Below are 19,379 nucleotides of genomic sequence, written 5' to 3'. Positions count from 1 at the left end.
CGCCGTCAGCCGACGAGGCTGCACAGGCGGCCGATGACCTGCGGAATGCTCACGCCGTCGGCGCGCGCCGCGAAGGTCAGGGCCATGCGGTGCTGCAGGATGGGCCGGGCGAGCGCCAGCACGTCGTCCACCGAAGGGGCGTAGCGGCCGTCGATGAGGGCGCGGGCGCGCACCGCCAGCATGAGCGCCTGGCTGGCGCGCGGCCCCGGCCCCCAGGCGACGTGGCGGCGCACCTCGTCGATGTCGCTGGTTTCGGGGCGGCCGGCGCGCACCAGGGTGAGGATGGCGTCCACCACGCTGTCGCCGACGGGGATGCGGCGGACCACCGCCTGCGCCTCCAGCAGGTCCTCGGGCGTCAGCACGCGCGGCACGGGGGCTTCCAGGGCGCCGGTGGTGGCGAGCAGCATCTCGCGCTCGGCATCGCGGCCGGGATAGCCGACGTCCACCTGCATGAGGAAGCGGTCGAGCTGCGCCTCGGGCAGCGGGTAGGTGCCTTCCTGCTCGATGGGGTTCTGGGTCGCCAGCACGTGGAAGGGGCGCGGCAGCGGGTGGCTCTCGCCGGCCACCGTGACCTTCATCTCCTGCATGGCCTGCAGCAGGGCGGACTGCGTGCGCGGGCTGGCGCGGTTGATCTCGTCGGCCATGAGCAGCTGGCAGAACACCGGCCCCTTGAGGAAGCGGAAGGCGCGGCGGCCGGTCTCGTCTTCCTCCAGCACCTCGCTGCCGAGGATGTCGGCGGGCATCAGGTCGGGGGTGAACTGCACCCGGCGGTCGGCCAGGCCGAGGACGGTGCCGAGGGTGTGCACCAGCTTGGTCTTGGCGAGGCCCGGAACGCCGATGAGCAGCAGATGGCCGCCGGCCAGCAGGGTCACCATGCTGTCCTCGATGACCGTTTCCTGGCCGAAGATGACGGCGTTCAGGGCCGCGCGGGCGTTCGACAGGCGTTCGGCGAGACGGTCGACGGCGGCGACCGCGTCGGGACCGGCTGCGAGGGCTGCTTCGTTGGAAGGGTTGGTCACGACGCACTCTCCGCACTACATAGGACACGACAACCCACGGAGGAACGGATGCCCAGGACCAGCGAAGAGACCAACGCGGCTGCTCCCGGACAGGCGGCCCCCAAGGCCCGGCCACGCCAGACCATCTGCGGCGACCTCGACATGCGCATCGACCGCGACGGCACCTGGTTCTATCACGGCTCTCCGATCGGCCGTAAGGAACTGGTGCGCCTGTTCTCGACCGTGCTCAAGCGCGAGGAAGACGGCTCCTACTGGCTGGAAACGCCCGCCGAAAAAGGGAGGATCGACGTCGAGGACGTTCCCTTCCTCGCTGTCGAGATGGAGACGGAAGGCGAGGGGCGCAACCGGCGGATCCGATTCCGTACCAACGTCGAGGATTGGGTCACCCTGGACGCCGAGCACCCCTTGCGGGTCGAGCACGATCCGGACACCGGCGAGCCGCGACCTTACGTCTTGATCCGCAAAGGTCTGGAGGCCAGACTCAACCGCCCGGTGTTCTACGAACTGGTGGAGCACGGCGTCGAGGAAGACGCCGGCGATGCGAAAGGGGTACACTACGGCGTATGGAGCACGGGCACGTTCTTCCCTCTCGGGACCCTGACGGAGACCGACTAGACCGCGACGCCATCGTCCGCCGGCTGACCCGCGGTCGCCCGGCGCGCGAGCGGTCGGACGTCGGCATCAACCGCGAACTGGGCGGCGACTACGATTACGGCCCCGCCATCGACGGCGGACCGCGAGTCGTCGCGGCGGCTGCTGCTGCTCCCGAAGTGCCGCCGGGCGCCGCCATGGACACGCGGCCGCAGACCGCCGCCGCCGTGCTGGTGCCGCTGGTGCAGCGCCCCGACGGGCTGACCGTGCTGCTCACCCAGCGCACGGCGCACCTGAAGAACCACGCCGGGCAGATCAGCTTCCCCGGCGGCCGGTCGGAGGATCACGACGACGGCCCGGTGGCGACCGCCCTGCGCGAGAGCCACGAGGAGATCGGCCTGCCGGCGGAGCTGGTGGACGTGCTCGGGCGGCTGGACGACTACGTCACCGTCACCAATTTCCGGGTGACGCCGGTGGTCGGGCTCATCGCGCCGCCGTTCGAGCTGGCGCCCGATCCCTTCGAGGTGGCGGAGGTGTTCGAGGTGCCGCTCGCCTTCGTCCTGGACCGATCCAATCACCAGCGGCATACCTACAAGGTGAAGGGGCGCACCCGCGCCTACTGGGCCATGCCCTACGGCGAGCGCTACATCTGGGGCGCCACGGCCGGCATGCTCGTCAATCTGGCGGAGGTTCTGGGATCGTGATCATCCGGCTGCTCGTCCTGCTGCTGCTGCCGATCCTGCTGTTCCTGATCTGGCGCCGCTTCCGCCGGGGCGAGGGCGAGACGGCCGGCGCCATCGACTACGGGCTGCTCGGGCTGGCGGTGGCGATACTGGTCGGGCTCGGCGTCATGGCCATGACCCAGGGCGGCGACCCGAGCGACGAGTACGTGCCGCCCCGCGTTATCGACGGCAAGGTGGTTCCCGGCCACATCGCGCCGAGGCAGCAGCAAGACGCGCAGTAAATGGCGACCGAGCACGACACGACCATCCGCCTGATCCCCGCGACGGGCGCCGGCGGCGCGCGTACCGCGGTGGGGCAGCTGTCGCCCCAGCCGTGGATGCGGGATGCCCGCACGGCGGCCGTGATCGCAGCCCTGTCCGCGGGCGGGGCGGAGGTGCGCTTCGTCGGCGGCTGCGTGCGCGACGCCCTGTTGCACCGCGCCGTCAAGGACGTCGACATCGCCACGCCCGAAACCCCCGACGTGGTGATCCGCCGGCTGGAGGACGCCGGCCTGCGCGCCGTGCCGACCGGCCTCGACCACGGCACCGTCACCGCCGTGGCCGACGGCATGAGCTTCGAGGTCACCACCCTGCGGCGCGACGTCGCCACCGACGGCCGCCACGCTGAGGTCGCCTTCACCGACAGCTTCCGCGAGGACGCGGCGCGCCGCGACTTCACCATGAATGCCCTGTCGGCGACGCCCGACGGCGCCGTCTACGACTACTTCGACGGCCTCGCCGATCTGGCGGCGCGCAAGGTGCGCTTCGTCGGCCGGCCGCAGCAGCGCATCCGCGAGGATTACCTGCGCATCCTGCGGTTCTTCCGCTTCCACGCCCACTACGGCGCCGGCGCCCCCGACCACGAGGCGCTGAAGGCCTGCGGCATGGAGGCGGCGGGTCTCGCGCGGCTGTCGGGCGAGCGGGTGCGCGACGAACTGCTGAAGATCCTGGCCGCGCCGCAGCCCGCCGAGGCGCTGCTGGAGATGCGCGGCGAGCGGGTGCTGGAACAGGTGCTGCCCGAGGCGGTGCACATCGGCCGCCTGCGCACCCTGGCGTGGATCGAGACGGCGGGCCTGCGGCGTGAGTGGCTGACTCCCGATCCGCTGCGGCGCCTGGCGGCGGTGGTCGAGAACGACCGGCCGGCGGTGCTGGCCCTGGCGGAGCGGCTGCGCCTGTCCAACGACCAGCGCGACCGCCTGGCCGATCTGGCGGCGCCGGCCGCGGGCAGCCCGGAACCGGAGCCCGCCCTCGACGACGCCGGCCTGCGGCGGCTCGCCTACGGCCTCGGCAACGCCCGCCTGCGTGATCGGGCCCTGGTGCTGTGGGCGGCGGAGCGGGTGGCCCAGGGGCATCCCGACAGCCGCCGCACCGGCCTGTGGATCCGCCTGCTCGACTTCGCGGCGGAGTGGACGCCGCCGACGCTGCCGCTGCAGGGGCGCGACGTGCTGGCCGACCTGGGCGTCCCGCCGGGTCCGCAGGTGGGCGAGCTGCTGCGCCGGGCGGAGGCCTTGTGGCTCGCCGAGGACTTCCGGCCCGACCGGGCGGACCTGTTGCGCCGGCTGCGCGAAACGGGGCCTGCCGGGGGCGCCGGGTGACCGGTCGGTCATAGCCTCACGTTGCATTGCCCGCCGTGCCGTTCGTGTGATAATCATCACTGTCGGGGCGGTCCACCACTCGTACCGTGGCAATGGGGTGGTGGAGCATGTGGAAGGTCCGAGACTGCTATGGCACAGCCGGCGAAGAAAACCGAGGCGCGAAACAGCCTGCCGATGAAGAAGATCTGCTTCTTCGGCGACGGGCTGGCGTTCGGTCTCGGCGACGCCGACCAGGGCGGCTGGCCGAACCGGTTGTGGCGGACCGAGTCGGAGCGGGTGCACGACCTGCAGATCTACAACCTCGCCGTTCCCACCCAGACCTCCGCCGACATCGCCGCTCGCTGGCGCCGTGAGGCCGAACCGCGCCTCGCCGGGGTCGCCCGCAGCGGCCTCGTGTTCTGCTTCGGCCTGTCCGACATGGCCGACATCGACGACCAGGGCATCCGCGTCACCCTGTTCGAGACGCTGGCCATGGCCGAGAAGATCATCACCGAGGCCAAGGCCTGGCGCCCGGTGCTGTGGATCGGCCCGGCGCCCATGCTGCGCTCCGCCGAGCCGCGCGAGGAAGGCGGCCACTGGGTCGCCTACAGCCCGGCGCGTCTCGCCGCCCTGAACGAGGCCTTCGGCATGCTCGCCGCCGAGCTCGGCGTGCCCTACCTCGACCTCTGCGCCGCGCTCGGCGCCAACCGCGATTACCGCCGCGCCCTCATCGACGGCGATGGCGTCCACCCGACGGCCGACGGCCACGCCGTGGTCGCCGAGGCGGTGGCGGCCTGGAGCGCGTGGGAAGACTGGTTCCCGCGCCCGCGCCCGGTGGTGAAGCGCGATCCCAACGCCTTCCGGCCGCTGGAATTCCGTCGCGTATCCTCCCCCCAGGCCGAGGACATGGTGGCGACGGCCATCCTCTGACGGTCCCAAACCTGCACGAATTTTGGCAGTGAAACACCGTTCGTTCGAACGGGGCGCGGCCGGTATGGCTTTGGTCATAGTCTCCCCACGCCGCGCCGGGACGCGGCGGGAAACCCTCGGAGACGACCAAGATGACCACGGTCCGCCGGACCCTCCGCGCCGTCGGCGCGGCGGCCGCCGCTTCCTTCGTTCTCGCCGCCCCTGCCGGCGCAGCCACTGCCACCGACAGCGACCACGACGCCCTGCTGGCGCGCGGCGCCTACCTCATGAACTCCATCGTCGCCTGCGGCAACTGCCACACGCCCATGGGGCCGACCGGCCCGCTGGCGGGCATGGAACTGGCCGGCAGCGGCGACATGCCCGACGTCGGCATGGTGTGGCGCGCCGCCAACCTGACGCCCGACCCCGACACGGGCCTCGGCGCCTGGACCGACGCTCAGCTCGCCACGGCCATCCGCGACGGTGTGCGGCCCGACGGGTCCCTCATCGGCCCGCCCATGCCCGTGGCTTTCTACAAGAAGATGGCCGACGCCGACGTCGCCGCCCTGATCGCCTACCTGCGCAGCATTTCGCCGGTGAAGCACGCCGTCGCGCGCTCGTCCTACGACTTCCCGCTGCCGGCCTCGTGGGGGCCGCCGGCCTCCGCCGGGCTGACGGCGCCCGACCGTACGGACCCCGTCGCCTACGGCGGCTATCTGGCCGACATCGGCCACTGCATGCACTGCCACACGCCCCTGCACGCCGAGGCGCCCATCCCCGACGAGCGCCGCGTCGGCGCCGGCGGGCTGGCGTTCCCCGGTCCCTGGGGCGTGGTGGTGGCGGCCAACATCACCGCCGACCGCGACACCGGCATCGGCGGCTGGACCGACCAGCAGGTGAAGGACGCCATCACCAAGGGCGTGCGCCCCGACGGCAGCCGCCTCGTCGGTCCCATGCCGGTCGCCAACTACGCCAACATGACGCCCGAGGACCTGGACGCCCTGGTCGCCTGGCTGCGCACCGTGCCCGCGGTCAGCCAGCGGGTGCGGTGACGCCTTCCTCCAGCGGCGGGAAGCCGCCGGTCTGACGCAGCGCCTCGCCGGCCACCACGGCGCAGGCCATGGCGACGTTCAGCGAGCGCAGGCCGCCGGCCAGCGGGATCACCACCCGCAGGTCGGCGGCCGCGTGCACGTCGTCGGGCACGCCGGCGCTCTCGCGGCCGAGCAGCAGGGTGTCATCCGGACGGTACTCGATCTGCGTATGGGGAACGGCGGCGCGCGTGGTCAGAAGGATCAGGCGTCCGGACCCACCCGGACGGGTGGCTCGCGAGTCGAGATAGCGGGTCCACGAGACGTGGCGCACCACCTCCAGCCGGTCCAGGTAGTCCATGCCGGCGCGCCGCATGCGGCGGTCGTCGAACAGGAAGCCGCACGGCTCCACGATGTCGCAGGGCAGGCCGAAGCAGGCGCAGAACCGCAGGATCGTGCCGGTGTTCTGCGGGATGTCGGGCTGATAAAGCGCAATGCGCATGGGGCGCGTCCATGGCAGGAAGAGGGGGTGGGCAGGGTGGGGCGGCGTTAGGCCCTTTTCAAGGGGCAGGTTTTCGATTATACCGCCCCGGTCGCCGGACCCCCCTTTTGCGCGGTCGGGGGCCATTACGCAGGGCCCGGCGCCACACACTGTTCGAAGGCCGCGTCAAGAAACACGGCCGGCTCGTTTCCCCCCGTGACGGGCCGTCAACGTCTAGCGAATGCGTGCCCCCCAGTGCGCAACGAGAGGGTAACTGAGCATGGCTGATACGGCACATACCGCTCATGGCTCCTCCGAGGGCGAAAGCCGCCGCGATTTCCTGCTGTATGCGACCACCGCGGTCGGCGTCGTCGGCGCCGGCCTCGCGGTCTGGCCGTTCATCCACAGCATGAACCCGGCCGCCGACGTCCTGGCGCTGTCGTCCACGGAAGTGGACCTGTCGCCCGTAGCGGAAGGCCAGGCGATCACCGTCACCTGGCGCGGCAAGCCTGTGTTCGTGCGTCATCGCACGGCCGAAGAAATCGAAATGGCGCGGAGCACCGACGTCTCCGAGCTGCGTGATCCCCAGACCGACGAAGAGCGCGTCAAGAAGCCGGAATGGCTCATCGCCATCGGCATCTGCACGCACCTGGGCTGCGTCCCGCTGGGACAGAAGCCGGGCGAGCCCAAGGGCGAGTTCGGCGGCTACTTCTGCCCCTGTCACGGGTCGCACTACGACACCTCCGGACGCATCCGCAAGGGTCCCGCTCCGCTGAACCTGCCCGTTCCCGGGTACGAGTTCATCGAGGACCAGCGGATCGTCATCGGTTAAGGGGCGAGTTCCATGAGTGAACTGAACACCAACAACCCGGCACTGAAGTGGCTCGAAGCGCGGCTGCCGATCGTGTCGTTCGTCGACCATTCGCTCGGCAGCAAGTATCCGGCCCCGAAGAACCTGTCCTACTGGTGGAACTTCGGCTCGCTTGCGGGCATCGTGCTGGTCATCATGATCCTGTCCGGCGTGTTCCTGGCCATGAACTACACGGCCCACGTCGACTACGCCTTCAATTCCGTCGAGCGCATCATGCGCGACGTGAACTACGGCTGGCTGATCCGCTACATCCACATGAACGGCGCGTCGATGTTCTTCATCGTCGTGTACATTCACATCTTCCGCGGCCTGTACTACGGCTCCTACAAGCCGCCGCGCGAAGTGCTGTGGTGGCTGGGTCTCGTGATCATGCTGCTGATGATGGCGACCGCCTTCATGGGCTACGTGCTGCCGTGGGGCCAGATGTCCTTCTGGGGCGCCACCGTGATCACCAACCTGTTCTCGGCCTTCCCGGTCGTCGGTGATTACATCGTGACCCTGCTGTGGGGCGGCTTCTCGGTCGACAACCCGACGCTGAACCGCTTCTTCGCGCTGCACTTCCTGCTGCCGTTCGTTCTGGTCGGCGTGGTGATCCTGCACATCTGGGCGCTGCACCAGGCGAAGTCGAACAACCCGCTCGGCATCGACATGAAGGGCCCGAACGACGCGATCCCGTTCCACCCGTACTACACGATCAAGGATCTGTACGGTCTGGGCGTGTTCATGATGTTCTTCATGTTCTTCGTCTTCTGGGCGCCCAACTACATGGGTCACCCGGACAACTACATCCCCGCCGACCCGATGGTGACCCCAGCGCACATCGTTCCGGAATGGTACTTCCTGCCGTTCTACGCGATCCTGCGCGCGGTGCCCGACAAGCTCGGCGGCGTGCTGCTGATGTTCGCGGCGATCCTGGTGCTGGCGGCCCTGCCGTGGCTCGACACCTCCAAGGTCCGTTCGGCGGCCTTCCGTCCGATCTACAAGTGGTTCTTCTGGCTGTTCGCCGTCGACGCCGTGGTGCTCGGCTACATCGGCGCCATGCCGGCGGAAGAGCCCTATGTGACCATCGGCCAGATCGCCACCGCCTACTACTTCTTCCACTGGATCGTGCTGCTGCCGCTGATCGGCTGGTTCGAGAAGCCGCGGCCTCTGCCCGAGAGCATCTCGGCCGCCGCCCGCAAGGGCAAGGCGGAGCCCGCGCCGCTCACCAACAACCTCGGCACGACGGAGAAGGCATGATGCGTAAGTTCATCCTCACCGCCGCCGCGGCGCTGGGTCTGTCCTTGGTCGCCACCTCCGCGCAGGCCGCGGGCGGCGTCAAGGTGCCCGACGAGTCGTGGACCTGGGAAGGCCTGTTCGGCTACTACGACAAGGCGCAGCTGCAGCGCGGCTTCCAGGTCTATCACGACGTCTGCGCCAACTGTCACGGCCTGAAGCTGGTCGCCTACCGCAACCTGACCGACATCGGTCTGGGCGAGGATCAGGTGAAGGCCATCGCGGCCGAGAAGGAAGTGGAAGACGGTCCGGACGACGCGGGCGACATGTTCATGCGCCCGGCCATGCCGTCCGACCGGTTCGTGTCGCCGTTCCCGAACGACAACGCGGCCCGCTTCGCCAACGGCGGCGCGCTGCCGCCGGACCTGTCGCTCATCAACAAGGCGCGCATGGGTGGCCCGGATTACGTCTACCACCTGATGCTCGGCTTCAAGGACGAGGCGCCGGAAGGCTTCGAGCTGCCCGACGGCAAGTACTACAACGAGTACTTCCCCGGCCACGCCATCTCCATGCCGCCGCAGCTGATGGAAGGCCTGGTGGAATACGCCGACGGCACCGAGGCCTCGGAAGAGCAGCTGGCCCGCGACATCACCGCCTTCCTGAACTGGGCCGCAGAGCCCGAGCTGGAAGCGCGCAAGTCGCTCGGCATCAAGGTCATGCTGTTCCTGCTGGTCCTGACCGCCATGCTGTACGCGCTCAAGCGCAAGATCTGGGCCGACGTGGAACACTGAGGCACGGATCAGGTGACCCGCTCCGGCGGGCACTGGGGGACTCAGGCGAGGCCGCCGCTCCGACCGGAGCGGCGGCCTTTCCCTTTTCAAGCGCGGGGCGGGCGGCTAAAACACCAGGGCGCGCGCCGCGGTCCCCGGCCCTGTCCAGAGGCCGCCGGCGCGCCGGTCCATGCGCAGCGAGGGGAGGTCCCATGGCGGACGGTCATTCCAAGCCGGTTCTCGGCATCATCGGCGGCAGCGGCGTCTACGAGATCGACGGCCTGACCAACACACGCTGGGAAACGGTGGAGAGCCCCTTCGGCGCGACGTCGGACCAGCTGCTGTTCGGCGAGCTGGACGGCCAGCCGCTGGTGTTCCTGCCGCGCCACGGCCGCGGCCACCCGCGCCCGCCGTCGGATCTGAACTACCGCGCCAACATCGACGCCCTGAAGCGCGCCGGCGTCACCGAGATCCTGTCGGTGTCCGCCGTCGGCTCGCTGAAGGAGGAACTGGCGCCCGGCACCTTCGTCATCGTCGACCAGTTCATCGACCGCACCTTCGCCCGCCAGAAGAGCTTCTTCGGCACCGGCTGCGTCGCCCACGTCTCCATGGCCCACCCCGTCTGCGGCCGGCTCGGCGACGCCTGCGCGGCGGCCCTGACGGAGGCGGGCATTCCCTACGCCCGCGGCGGGACCTATCTGGTGATGGAAGGGCCGCAGTTCTCGACCAAGGCCGAGAGCGAGCTTTACCGCCAGTGGGGCTGCGACGTCATCGGCATGACCAACATGCCCGAGGCCAAGCTCGCCCGCGAGGCGGAGATGTGCTACGCGACCGTCGCCATGGTCACCGACTACGACTGCTGGCACCCCGACCACGACGCGGTGACGGTGGACGCCGTCATCAAGGTGCTGCTGGAGAACGCCGACAAGGCGCGCAGCCTGGTCAAGACCGTGGCGCCCAAGCTGCGCGACCGCGCCGCCCCCTGCGACAAGGGCTGCCACACGGCCCTGGAGCACGCCCTCATCACCGCGCCGACGGCGCGCGACCCGGCCGTTCTGGCGCAGCTCGACGCCGTCGCCGGGCGCCTTCTGAAGGCCTGAAGGAGAACCGACGCATGAAGGTCAACGGCACGCCGACCCGCACCATCTGGCCGAACGCCGACGGCAGCGTCGAGATCATCGACCAGACCAGGCTGCCGCACGCCTTCGTCACCACCACGCTGCGCTCTATGGAGGACGCGGCGGTGGCGATCAAGGACATGCTGGTGCGCGGCGCGCCGCTGATCGGCGCCACCGCGGCCTACGGCATGGCGCTCGCCATGCGCGACGACGCCTCCGACGCCGCCCTGCAGGCCGCTCACGACCGTCTCTACGCCACCCGCCCGACGGCGGTGAACCTGCGCTGGGCGCTGGCCGACATGCTGCGCACCCTGCGCCCGCTGCCGGCGGCCGAGCGCGCCGCGGCGGCCTGGGCGCGGGCGGCGGCCATCTGCGACGACGACGTCGCCATCAACGAAGCCATCGGCGACCACGGCCTCGGCCTGTTCCGTGCCGCGTGGGAGAAGAAGGGCGCCACCGGTCGCCTGAACGTCCTCACCCACTGCAACGCCGGCTGGCTGGCGACGGTGGACTGGGGCACGGCGCTCGCCCCCATCTACAAGGCCCACGACGCCGGCATCCCGGTCCACGTGTGGGTCGACGAGACCCGTCCGCGCAGCCAGGGCGCCAGCCTGACGGCGTGGGAGCTGAACCAGCACGGCGTGCCGCACACGGTCATCGTCGACAACGTCGGCGGCCACCTCATGCAGCACGGCATGGTGGACCTGTGCATCGTCGGCACCGACCGCACCACGGCGACGGGCGACGTCTGCAACAAGATCGGCACCTACCTGAAGGCGCTGGCCGCCCACGACAACGGCGTGCCCTTCTACGTCGCGCTGCCGAGCCCGACCGTCGACTGGTCCATCTCCGACGGCCTGAAGGAAATCCCCATCGAGGAGCGGGCGGGCGAGGAAGTCTCCGTCGTCACCGGCCGCACCGCCGCCGGCGACATCGTCGCGGTGACCGTCACGCCCGAGGGCAGCCCGTGCGGCAACTGGGGCTTCGACGTCACCCCGGCGCGCTACGTCACCGCGCTGGTCACCGAACGCGGCGTCTGCCCCGCCACCCGTGAGGGCCTCGCCGGCCTGTTCCCCGACCTCGCCGCCGCCGCCGCGGCGGCCGAATGACCCCGAGAGGAGCGCCCGTGTCCCTGCTCGCCCTGCGCAACCAGCTCGTCGACCTCGCCACCGGCCTCGTCCGCAAGGGGCTCAACCGCGGCACTGCCGGCAACGCCTCCTTGCGGGTGGACGAGGACCGTTTCCTCGTCACCCCCTCGGGCGTCGAGCCGCACCTGCTCAAGCCCGCCGACATGGTGCTGATGGAGATGGACGGCCACTTCGGCGGCGAGCGGGCCCCGTCGAGCGAATGGCGCTTCCACCGCGACATCCTGCAGGGCCGCCCGGAAGTGGGCTGCGTGGTGCACACCCATGCGCCCTTCTGCACCACGCTCGCCTGCCTCGGCATGGGCATCCCGTCGTTCCACTACATGGTGGCGGCGGCGGGCGGCCACGACGTGCGCTGCGCCCCCTACGCCACCTTCGGCACGCAGGCCCTGTCGGACCACGCCCTGGCGGCGCTGGAGGGGCGCAAGGCCTGCCTGCTCGCCCACCACGGCATGATCGTGGTCGGCGAGACGGCACAGAAGGCCCTGAAGCTGTCGGTGGAGCTGGAGGAACTGGCCGAGCAGTACTGGCGCATCCTGCAGATCACCCGCGACCCGCCGCTGCTCGACGCTGCGGAGATGGACCGGGTGCTGGAGAAGTTCAAGACCTACGGCCGGCCCCTGGCGGCCGGCGGAGCGCGGGTCGCCGCCGAATAGACCGGCGCCGACGCCGCGGGTCAGGCGCCCAGCAGTTCGTCCGCCGCCGATCGCTTCGGGCGGGGGCCGGCCAGCGGCAGCGCGACCGTGAAGGTGCTGCCCGCGCCCGGCTCGGACTCGACCCGGATGGTGCCGCCGTGGTGCTCGACGATGCGCCGGCACAGGGCGAGGCCGATGCCCGTGCCCTCGTACCGCCCGCGCGGGTGCAGGCGCTGGAAGATCTGGAAGATGCGCTCGTGGAAGCGCGGCTCGATGCCGATGCCGTTGTCGGCGACGCGGAACACCGCCCGCCCGGCCGCCGGGTCGGCTTCGGCCGTCACCTCCACCCGCGGCGGGCGGTCCGGGTGGCGGTACTTCAGGGCGTTGCCGATGAGGTTCTGGAACAGGCTCACCAACTCCGGCCGCGCGCCCACCACCGCGGGCACCGCCTCGGGCAGGACCAGGGCGCCGCCGCTTTCCCGCAGCGCCAGTTCCAGGTTGGCGGCCACCGCCCCCAGCACCTGCGCCACCGCCACCTCGGCCGGCGCGTCCCCGCCGCGTCCGACGCGGCTGTAGGCCAGCAGGTCGAGCAGCAGCTGGTTCATGCGCTGGGCGCCGTCGCGGGCGTGGGTCATGAACTCCAGCGCCTCCGGCGCCAGGGCACCGGCGTGGCGGCGTTGCAGCAGATCCAGGTAGCTGATGACCATGCGCAGCGGCTCGCGCAGGTCGTGGCTGGCGACGTAGGCGAACTGGCCGAGCTGCGCATTGGCCGCCTCGACGTCGCGCAGGGCGGCCTCGGCGGCGTCCTTGGCGGCCTTCAGGGCGGCTTCGGCGCGGCGGCTTTCGGTGACCTCGGTCTGGATGGAGACGAAGCCGCCGTCGGGCATGCGGCGGTCGCGGGTCTGGATCCAGCGGCCGTCCTTCAGCAGCACGTCGAAGGTGCCGGTGAGGCGGCGGCGGTATTCGGCCTTGCGCTCGAGGTAGCCCTCCATGCCCTCGCCGTCGCCGACGATGACGTTGCCGCGGCGCACGTCGATCTCGCCCAGCTCGCGGAAGTGCACGCCGGGCCGCGCTTCCTCCTCGGTGTAGCCGTAGAGCGCGCGGAAGCGGCGGTTGCACACCACCAGCCGGCCGTCACGGTCGTAGATGACGAAGGCGTCGTGGATCTCGTCCAGCGCCGTCAGCACGTGTTCGACGGCGTTGCGCCGGCCCGACCGTTCACCGGCCCGCCGTGAGGTGACGTCGGCGCCGATCACCACCGTGCCGCCGCAGGCCGCGGCCGTCGGGCGCAGCCACCACCAGCGTTCGGGCAGGGTGGCGAAGCGCGCGTCGAAGGGCAGGGCGAGGCGCAGGGCGGCTTCGCTCGCGGTGCGGTCGTCGGCGCGCAGGCAGTCGAGAAAGGAGAGGCCGGGCATCACCCCGAGGGCGGCGGCGGCGCGGTTGGCACTCGTCACCCGCCCCGCCGGATCGAGCCGCAGCACCGGGTCCGGCAGCAGATCGTATGGATCGGGCGTCGGCGTCGCTGCCGCGTCCTGCATGGCCCGTCCCCCAGCCGGGTGGGAGCGCGCGGCCGCGCCCCAATACTCGGCCGTCGCACCCCTGTCAGGCGGGCCAGCCGTCCTCCGGCCGATAGGTGCCGGCGGGCAGGCCGCGCCAACTTGTCTCCCGGAAGTATGGCAGATCCACCATCTTTTTCCACACTTCGTCGTCCACCAAGCCGAGTTCCCGCATCACGACTGCGGTCATGGCGTCGGCGGCGACGGAATTGCCGCTTTCCGCCTTGATGGCGAAGCCGAGGCCCTTTTCCGGCACGCAGCCGCCATAGACGCCCTGGGCGCCGCGCTTCAGCAGCACGCGATTGCCGCTCAGCACCATGGCGTCGGTGTTGAAGGTGTTGGGCCCGGCCACCAGTTCCGGGTGCGCCGCCCAGGCGCGGCACAGGCGGCGGGCGGCCTCGGCGCGGGCCGGCGCGAAGCGGCCGTCGGGGTCGGCGAAGCGGGCCATGGCGGTGGCGAGGCCCGACAGCGGCATGGCGGCGGCGGGCAGCGAGCAGCCGTCGATGCCGACCGGCATGGCCGCTTCCGGCGTGCCGCTGGTCTCGGCGTAGGTGGTCAGGATGCGCTGCTGCAGCGGATGATGGGCGTCGGAATAGCCCTTGGTCGGCAGGCCGAGGTGACGGCACACCGTCAGCATGCCGGTGTGCTTGCCCGAGCAGTTGTTGTGCAGGGCGCTCGGCTTGTCGTGGTGCTCGTAGATGGTGCGGGTGGCGCCGGCGTCGTAGGGGTCGTGGGCGCCGCATTCCAGGTCGTCGACGGTGCAGCCGATGCGATCGAGCCATGCCGCCACCCGCTCCACATGCATGGGCAGGCCGTTGTGCGAGGCGCAGGCGAGCGCCAGTTCCGCATCGCTGACGGCGAAGGCGTCGGCGGCGCCGCTTTCCACCAGCGGCAGGGCCTGCAGCGGCTTCAGGGCGGAGCGCGGGAACACCATGGCGTGCGGGTCGGCGCCCCAGGCCCGCACCACGGTGCCGGCGGCGTCGCACACGACGCCCATCATGGGATGACGGCTTTCCGGCACGTCGGCGCGGAACAGGGTGATGGTCCGCGCGGTGGCGGTCATGGCGGGGTCCTCGCGGTCAGGAACGGTCGATCGGACCTTGTAACAAACGGACCGCCGGACCGGAAGAGCCGCCTACATCGGCCGGCGGTGGGCCATGTGACGGCGCAGATCGTCGCGGGCGGCGATCATGCGGTCGACGTCGCCGCTCTCCAGCGCCTCGACGCTGCGACGCAGGCGGCGGGCGGTGTGGTCGCAGCGGGTGCGGTGCTCGTCCAGGCGGCGCACGAAGGTGGTCAGGTCGTGGTGCAGATCACCCAGGCGCTGCTCCGCCTGCCGGCAGGCCCGCACTTGATCGCGCGCCAGGGCCTGCAGGGCATCGTTGCTGCCGCGCAAGGTGTCCAGGCGGCGGAGCAGGCGGACGGAGGTGAAGTCGATGATCTGGGCCGGCATCGGGCACGCTCCTGCAGTGGACGGTCTCGTCTTTCGAACGCGCCGGGCGGCGGCCCGGATCACCCTCCGGATGGCGGAAGGGCTGGCGTCAATGGTGGGGCAGGGTGGTTTCGTCCTCGGTGACGACACGCAGATCGATCACCCCGGTGTTGATGGTGCGCTTGCCGGCGTTCTCGAAGTTGACGGTCACCCGGTGGCCGACCGCCGACTGCACCTGCCCGATGCCCCAGTCGGGTTCGCCGGGGTGGGTGACGAAGACGCCGGGAACGAAGTCGGTGAACATGCGCCGTATCCTTCCATGCCTTGACCGCTGCCGCTCGCGCGTTACCCTCGGCGGCTCGGGTCCGTTCTCTTCATATAAATGCCAACGTCACCACCGCGAGGGGGTATCCCACGGAATGAGCGCCGAACCGGATGGCGGGCTCGACCCGCTCGACCTCGCCGCCCTGATCGCCACCCGCCTGTGCCACGACATGGCGGGGCCCGTCGGGGCCGTCGCCAACGGGGCGGAACTGCTGGGCGACGACCCCGCCATGATCGACGCCGAGGCGCTCGGCCTGCTGACCGGCAGCGCTGCCGGCGCGTCCTTGCGCCTGCGCACCCTGCGGGCGGCCTTCGGCCTCGCCGGGGCGGTGGAACCGGGCGACCTGCCGCGCCAGTTGTCCGCCTGGGCCGGGGCGCGCTGCGCCGTGACGCTGCCGCCGCGCGACGCCCTGACCGCCCTGGCGCCGGAGCCGCTGCGGCTGCTGCTCAACCTGGCCCTGCTGGCGACGGAGACGGCCGTGGCGCCGGCGACCCTGGTGGTGGAGGTGCAGGGCGACCGCCTCGCCGCCGCTGCCGAAGGGCGGGCGCCGCGGCTGGAGCCGGCCATGGTCGAGGCGGTGGCCGGTCGCACCGACGGACTCGGCCCGCGTACCGTGCAGGCATGGCTGACCGGGGCGCTCGGACGTCGGCTCGGCGGCACCGTGGAGGTGGCCGCCACCGCGTCCGGTAGTACCGCCGCCATCGTTCTCCCGCAGGGCTGAGTCCCGCGCCGTTCGGCTGCCTCCGGATGCGCAATGAGCGCTTCTATGCCCTGCCGAGAAGTGGTAGCGTTCACCTCCGAACGACAAGGATGTCCCCATTCCGTCTCGGCCCAGAAGGGTAAGGCGGGCGGCCGGCCGGCCGCTGGGGGAACCGCTGCGGAAGAAGCGCCGTGCGGCCGTCCGAAGACGGCCGTGCAACGGGAGAGAAATGATGGACGACCTGCTCAGCGAATTCCTCACGGAAACGTCGGAAAGCCTCGCCACGCTCGACGTGGAACTCGTGAATCTGGAGCAGAACCCGAACGACCGGGACATCCTCTCCAACATCTTCCGCCTCGTTCACACCATCAAGGGCACCTGCGGCTTCCTCGGCCTGCCGCGCCTGGAAAGCCTGGCGCACGCCGGCGAGAACGTGCTCGGCAAGTTCCGCGACGGCGAACTGGAAGTGACTCCGGCGGCGGTGACGCTGATCCTGTGCTCCATCGACCGCATCAAGGAAATCCTGACGCACCTGGAAAAGACCGAGCAGGAGCCCGAGGGCACCGACGAGGACCTCAAGGTCCAGCTCAACGCCGCCGCCGAGGGCAAGCTGGAGGCCGCGGTCGCCGCCGCGCCCGCCGCCGCGTCGGCCGGTCCGGTGGTGTCCGACCAGGGCTTCCCGGTGGCCGCCGAACTGCTGGCCGAGTTCGAGCAGGCGACCACCGGCGCCGGCGCGTCCGGCCCCAAGGTCTCCGACCAGGGCTTCCCGGTGGCCGCCGAACTGCTGGCCGAGGTGGAAGCCGCCCAGGCCGCCGGCAAGCGCGCCGCCACCGAGGCGGAGCTGCAGGCCGAACTGGCCGCCGAGGCCGAGCGCGAGCGCAAGGCCGCCGAAGCCGCCGCCAAGGCCGCGCCGCCGGCGCCCGCGCCGTCCGTCCCGGCCGCCGCCGCCAAGCCGCCGGCGCCCGTCGCCAAGGCCGCCCCGGCCAAGGCCGAAGCGCCGCCCGCCGCCGAGAAGAAGGGCAGCGAGAGCTCCGTCGCGTCGCAGTCCATCCGCGTCAACGTCGACCTGCTCGAAAACCTCATGACGCTGGTGTCCGAGCTGGTGCTGACCCGCAACCAGCTGCTGCAGATGGTGCGCGGCCGCGACGACAGCGAGTTCGCCGCCCCCCTGCAGCGCCTCAGCCACATCACCTCCGACCTGCAGGAAGGGGTGATGAAGACGCGCATGCAGCCCATCGGCAACGCCTGGGCCAAGCTGCCGCGTATCGTGCGCGACCTGTCCATCGAAATGGGCAAGAAGATCGACCTGCAGATGTACGGCGCCGAGACCGAACTCGACCGCCAGGTGCTGGAGCTGATCAAGGACCCGCTGACCCACATGGTGCGCAACTCGGCGGACCACGGGCTCGAGGACACCGAAGGCCGCATCGCCGCCGGCAAGCCGGAAGTGGGCGTGGTGAAGCTGAACGCCTACCACGAGGGCGGTCACATCATCATCGAGATCTCCGACGACGGCCGCGGCCTCAACCTGCAGAAGATCCGCGACAAGGCGATCATGAACGGCCTCGCCACCGAGGCCGAGATCGACAACATGAGCGACCAGCAGATCGCCCAGTTCATCTTCAAGGCCGGCCTGTCCACCGCCGAGAAGGTGACGAGCGTCTCCGGCCGCGGCGTCGGCATGGACGTGGTGCGCACCAACATCGAGAAGATCGGCGGCACCATCGAGCTGAAGACCCAGTGGGGCCGCGGCTCCACCTTCACCATCAAGATCCCGCTGACGCTGGCCATCGTGTCGGCGCTGATCGTCGAATGCGCGTCCGAGCGCTTCGCCATCCCGCAGATCAGCGTGCTAGAGCTGGTGCGCGTGACCAAGAACAGCGAAACCGGCATCGAGATGATCTCGAACGCCCCGGTGCTGCGCCTGCGCGACCGCCTGCTGCCGCTGGTCAGCCTCGGCAACCTGCTGAAGCTGCGCAAGACCAGCGTGCACGAGGAAGTCGAGGCCCTCATCGACGCCGAGGACGGCAAGCCGGTGAAGAAGACCGCCGGCAAGATCGGCGGCGCCCACGTGGCGGGCAGCGATTCGGCCGAGACCTTCATCGTCGTCACCCAGGTCGGCACCTATACCTTCGGCATCATCGTCGACCGCGTGTTCGACACCGAGGAAATCGTCGTCAAGCCGGTGGCGCCGATCCTGCGTCACATCACCATGTTCTCGGGCAACACCATCCTCGGTGACGGCTCGGTGATCATGATCCTCGACCCCAACGGCATCGCCACCGCCACCGGCGAGATGGGCCTGGGCGGCGGTCAGACCACCGACACGCAGGCGTCGCACGACACCCACAGCGACGAGAAGACCTCGCTGCTGGTGTTCCGCGCCGGCGGCAAGGACCTCAAGGCCGTGCCGCTCGCCCTGGTGGCGCGCCTGGAAGAGATCGACTGCGCGACCATCGAGCACTCCTACGGTCGCCCGGTGGTGCAGTACCGCGGCCAGCTGATGCCGCTGGTGATGGTGAACGAGCGCTACGAGATGCCGAGCGACGGCCGCCAGCCCGTGCTGGTGTTCTCCGACCGCGACCGCAGCATGGGCCTGGTGGTGGACGAAATCGTCGACATCGTCGAGGACCGCCTGAAGGTCGAGCTGAAGGCCGACAAGATGGGCGTCATCGGCACCGCCATCATCGGCGAGAAGGCGACCGACGTCATCGACACCGGCTACTACCTCACCCAGGCCTTCGGCGACTGGTTCGGCAACCCCGACGAGGCGGCGCCGTCGCTGGCCGGCGGCAAGAAGCGCGTGCTGCTGGTGGACGACAGCCCGTTCTTCCGCAACCTGCTGACGCCGCTGCTGTCGGTGGCCGGCTACACGGTCACCGCCGTCGACAGCGCCGACCGGGCGCTGGTCATGCGCGAGCAGGGGCTGGAGTTCGACGCCATCATCAGCGACATCGAGATGCCGGGCATGGACGGCTTCCACTTCGCCGAGACCATCCGCTCCGACGCACGCTGGGCGAAGACGCCGCTGGTCGCCCTGTCCAGTCATGCGACGCAGAAGGACTTCGAGCGCGGCCGCGAGGTCGGCTTCGACGACTACGTGACCAAGTTCGACCGCGACGCGCTGCTCGAGACGCTCAAGTCGACGCTGTCGATCCGCGTGTGATCTTTGCTGCCGGGCCCGCCGCCTGCGGCGGGCTCATCCGGCGGTTGCGTCGGCCTGCATCAAGCCCGTATGATGCATCCGGGTTTGCGACGGTCCCGCCGGGGCCGGCGCTCACGCGGGGC

20 protein-coding genes are annotated in these 19,379 nt (G+C 70.6%); 14 read left to right on the top strand and 6 right to left on the bottom strand.

From position 1 onward, the window contains the following. Positions 1-5 precede the first annotated feature (5 nt). Positions 6-1,019, bottom strand: a complete 1,014-nt coding sequence (locus CRP50_RS12585) for an AAA family ATPase (protein ID WP_097279523.1) — start codon at positions 1,017-1,019, stop codon at positions 6-8. Positions 1,020-1,067: 48 nt separating this feature from the next. Between CRP50_RS12585 and CRP50_RS12580 the strand changes: the two genes are divergently transcribed. The 6 genes from CRP50_RS12580 (at position 1,068) to CRP50_RS12555 (ending at position 5,867) form a co-directional block, all read left to right on the top strand. Beyond that, positions 1,068-1,634 carry a DUF1285 domain-containing protein gene (locus CRP50_RS12580; RefSeq protein WP_097279522.1) on the top strand — a complete coding sequence of 189 codons (567 nt, stop codon included), beginning with the start codon at positions 1,068-1,070 and terminating at the stop codon, positions 1,632-1,634. Further along, positions 1,583-2,314, top strand: a complete 732-nt coding sequence (locus CRP50_RS12575; protein WP_097279521.1) for a CoA pyrophosphatase — start codon at positions 1,583-1,585, stop codon at positions 2,312-2,314. The genes CRP50_RS12580 and CRP50_RS12575 overlap by 52 nt, the downstream gene beginning before the upstream one ends. Continuing rightward, positions 2,311-2,574: a hypothetical protein gene (locus CRP50_RS12570; RefSeq protein WP_097279520.1), complete on the top strand. Its 264-nt coding sequence runs from the start codon at positions 2,311-2,313 to the stop codon at positions 2,572-2,574. The genes CRP50_RS12575 and CRP50_RS12570 overlap by 4 nt, the downstream gene beginning before the upstream one ends. Continuing rightward, positions 2,575-3,927: a CCA tRNA nucleotidyltransferase gene (locus CRP50_RS12565; protein ID WP_097279519.1), complete on the top strand. Its 1,353-nt coding sequence runs from the start codon at positions 2,575-2,577 to the stop codon at positions 3,925-3,927. A gap of 174 nt (positions 3,928-4,101) precedes the next feature. Further along, positions 4,102-4,836: a GDSL-type esterase/lipase family protein gene (locus CRP50_RS12560; protein WP_176525147.1), complete on the top strand. Its 735-nt coding sequence runs from the start codon at positions 4,102-4,104 to the stop codon at positions 4,834-4,836. 131 nt (positions 4,837-4,967) lie between these two features. Next, positions 4,968-5,867, top strand: a complete 900-nt coding sequence (locus CRP50_RS12555) for a c-type cytochrome (protein ID WP_097279517.1) — start codon at positions 4,968-4,970, stop codon at positions 5,865-5,867. Here CRP50_RS12555 and CRP50_RS12550 read toward each other — a convergent pair. Continuing rightward, positions 5,848-6,345 carry a tRNA (cytidine(34)-2'-O)-methyltransferase gene (locus CRP50_RS12550; RefSeq protein ID WP_097279516.1) on the bottom strand — a complete coding sequence of 166 codons (498 nt, stop codon included), beginning with the start codon at positions 6,343-6,345 and terminating at the stop codon, positions 5,848-5,850. The two genes, CRP50_RS12555 and CRP50_RS12550, sit on opposite strands and share 20 nt — an antisense overlap. A gap of 259 nt (positions 6,346-6,604) precedes the next feature. Here CRP50_RS12550 and petA point away from each other — a divergent pair, with 259 nt between their 5' ends. From petA to CRP50_RS12520, 6 genes are all read left to right on the top strand, one after another. Continuing rightward, complete coding sequence (gene petA, locus CRP50_RS12545) at positions 6,605-7,156, top strand: ubiquinol-cytochrome c reductase iron-sulfur subunit (RefSeq protein ID WP_097279515.1); 552 nt, start codon at positions 6,605-6,607, stop codon at positions 7,154-7,156. 12 nt (positions 7,157-7,168) lie between these two features. Continuing rightward, positions 7,169-8,434: a cytochrome b gene (locus tag CRP50_RS12540; protein WP_097279514.1), complete on the top strand. Its 1,266-nt coding sequence runs from the start codon at positions 7,169-7,171 to the stop codon at positions 8,432-8,434. Continuing rightward, positions 8,431-9,201 (top strand): cytochrome c1, encoded by a 771-nt coding sequence (locus CRP50_RS12535; protein ID WP_217992044.1) that lies wholly within the window; start codon positions 8,431-8,433, stop codon positions 9,199-9,201. Before CRP50_RS12540 ends, CRP50_RS12535 begins: the two co-directional genes overlap by 4 nt. A gap of 191 nt (positions 9,202-9,392) precedes the next feature. Next, on the top strand, positions 9,393-10,280 hold the full coding sequence (locus tag CRP50_RS12530; protein ID WP_097279512.1) for an S-methyl-5'-thioadenosine phosphorylase: 888 nt from the start codon (positions 9,393-9,395) through the stop codon (positions 10,278-10,280). A gap of 14 nt (positions 10,281-10,294) precedes the next feature. Beyond that, complete coding sequence (gene mtnA, locus CRP50_RS12525; protein ID WP_097279511.1) at positions 10,295-11,407, top strand: S-methyl-5-thioribose-1-phosphate isomerase; 1,113 nt, start codon at positions 10,295-10,297, stop codon at positions 11,405-11,407. 17 nt (positions 11,408-11,424) lie between these two features. Continuing rightward, positions 11,425-12,099: a class II aldolase/adducin family protein gene (locus CRP50_RS12520; protein WP_245913463.1), complete on the top strand. Its 675-nt coding sequence runs from the start codon at positions 11,425-11,427 to the stop codon at positions 12,097-12,099. A gap of 20 nt (positions 12,100-12,119) precedes the next feature. Here CRP50_RS12520 and CRP50_RS12515 read toward each other — a convergent pair whose 3' ends face one another. From CRP50_RS12515 to CRP50_RS12500, 4 genes are all read right to left on the bottom strand, one after another. Further along, a complete protein-coding gene (locus CRP50_RS12515; protein WP_097279509.1) occupies positions 12,120-13,616 on the bottom strand; it encodes a sensor histidine kinase in 1,497 nt (498 codons plus the stop codon). Positions 13,617-13,680: 64 nt separating this feature from the next. Next, on the bottom strand, positions 13,681-14,697 hold the full coding sequence (locus CRP50_RS12510; protein ID WP_097279508.1) for an asparaginase: 1,017 nt from the start codon (positions 14,695-14,697) through the stop codon (positions 13,681-13,683). Between the two features lie 72 nt (positions 14,698-14,769). Further along, on the bottom strand, positions 14,770-15,087 hold the full coding sequence (locus CRP50_RS12505) for a hypothetical protein (RefSeq protein ID WP_097279507.1): 318 nt from the start codon (positions 15,085-15,087) through the stop codon (positions 14,770-14,772). Positions 15,088-15,175: 88 nt separating this feature from the next. Then, positions 15,176-15,370, bottom strand: coding sequence for a DUF3553 domain-containing protein (locus tag CRP50_RS12500; protein ID WP_097279506.1), 195 nt, complete (start codon positions 15,368-15,370; stop codon positions 15,176-15,178). 115 nt (positions 15,371-15,485) lie between these two features. Between CRP50_RS12500 and CRP50_RS12495 the strand changes: the two genes are divergently transcribed. After that, positions 15,486-16,112 (top strand): histidine phosphotransferase family protein, encoded by a 627-nt coding sequence (locus CRP50_RS12495; protein ID WP_176525146.1) that lies wholly within the window; start codon positions 15,486-15,488, stop codon positions 16,110-16,112. A gap of 211 nt (positions 16,113-16,323) precedes the next feature. Then, a complete protein-coding gene (locus tag CRP50_RS12490; protein WP_097279504.1) occupies positions 16,324-19,257 on the top strand; it encodes a chemotaxis protein CheW in 2,934 nt (977 codons plus the stop codon). Positions 19,258-19,379 lie beyond the last annotated feature (122 nt).

The organism is Caenispirillum bisanense (assembly GCF_900230255.1).
Lineage (GTDB): Bacteria > Pseudomonadota > Alphaproteobacteria > Rhodospirillales > Rhodospirillaceae > Caenispirillum > Caenispirillum bisanense_A.
This window is presented reverse-complemented; position numbering and strand designations above follow the sequence as displayed.

Bases quoted from the DNA above. Each gene is read 5' to 3' on its own strand.
- CRP50_RS12580 (WP_097279522.1), top strand. From the start codon at position 1,068: ATGCCCAGGACCAGCGAAGAGACCAACGCGGCTGCTCCCGGACAGGCG.
- CRP50_RS12575 (WP_097279521.1), top strand. From the start codon at position 1,583: ATGGAGCACGGGCACGTTCTTCCCTCTCGGGACCCTGACGGAGACCGA.
- CRP50_RS12565 (WP_097279519.1), top strand. From the start codon at position 2,575: ATGGCGACCGAGCACGACACGACCATCCGCCTGATCCCCGCGACGGGC.
- CRP50_RS12560 (WP_176525147.1), top strand. From the start codon at position 4,102: ATGAAGAAGATCTGCTTCTTCGGCGACGGGCTGGCGTTCGGTCTCGGC.
- CRP50_RS12555 (WP_097279517.1), top strand. From the start codon at position 4,968: ATGACCACGGTCCGCCGGACCCTCCGCGCCGTCGGCGCGGCGGCCGCC.
- CRP50_RS12550 (WP_097279516.1), bottom strand. From the start codon at position 6,345: ATGCGCATTGCGCTTTATCAGCCCGACATCCCGCAGAACACCGGCACG.
- petA (WP_097279515.1), top strand. From the start codon at position 6,605: ATGGCTGATACGGCACATACCGCTCATGGCTCCTCCGAGGGCGAAAGC.
- CRP50_RS12540 (WP_097279514.1), top strand. From the start codon at position 7,169: ATGAGTGAACTGAACACCAACAACCCGGCACTGAAGTGGCTCGAAGCG.
- CRP50_RS12535 (WP_217992044.1), top strand. From the start codon at position 8,431: ATGATGCGTAAGTTCATCCTCACCGCCGCCGCGGCGCTGGGTCTGTCC.
- CRP50_RS12530 (WP_097279512.1), top strand. From the start codon at position 9,393: ATGGCGGACGGTCATTCCAAGCCGGTTCTCGGCATCATCGGCGGCAGC.
- mtnA (WP_097279511.1), top strand. From the start codon at position 10,295: ATGAAGGTCAACGGCACGCCGACCCGCACCATCTGGCCGAACGCCGAC.
- CRP50_RS12515 (WP_097279509.1), bottom strand. From the start codon at position 13,616: ATGCAGGACGCGGCAGCGACGCCGACGCCCGATCCATACGATCTGCTG.
- CRP50_RS12510 (WP_097279508.1), bottom strand. From the start codon at position 14,697: ATGACCGCCACCGCGCGGACCATCACCCTGTTCCGCGCCGACGTGCCG.
- CRP50_RS12505 (WP_097279507.1), bottom strand. From the start codon at position 15,087: ATGCCGGCCCAGATCATCGACTTCACCTCCGTCCGCCTGCTCCGCCGC.
- CRP50_RS12500 (WP_097279506.1), bottom strand. From the start codon at position 15,370: ATGTTCACCGACTTCGTTCCCGGCGTCTTCGTCACCCACCCCGGCGAA.
- CRP50_RS12495 (WP_176525146.1), top strand. From the start codon at position 15,486: ATGAGCGCCGAACCGGATGGCGGGCTCGACCCGCTCGACCTCGCCGCC.
- CRP50_RS12490 (WP_097279504.1), top strand. From the start codon at position 16,324: ATGGACGACCTGCTCAGCGAATTCCTCACGGAAACGTCGGAAAGCCTC.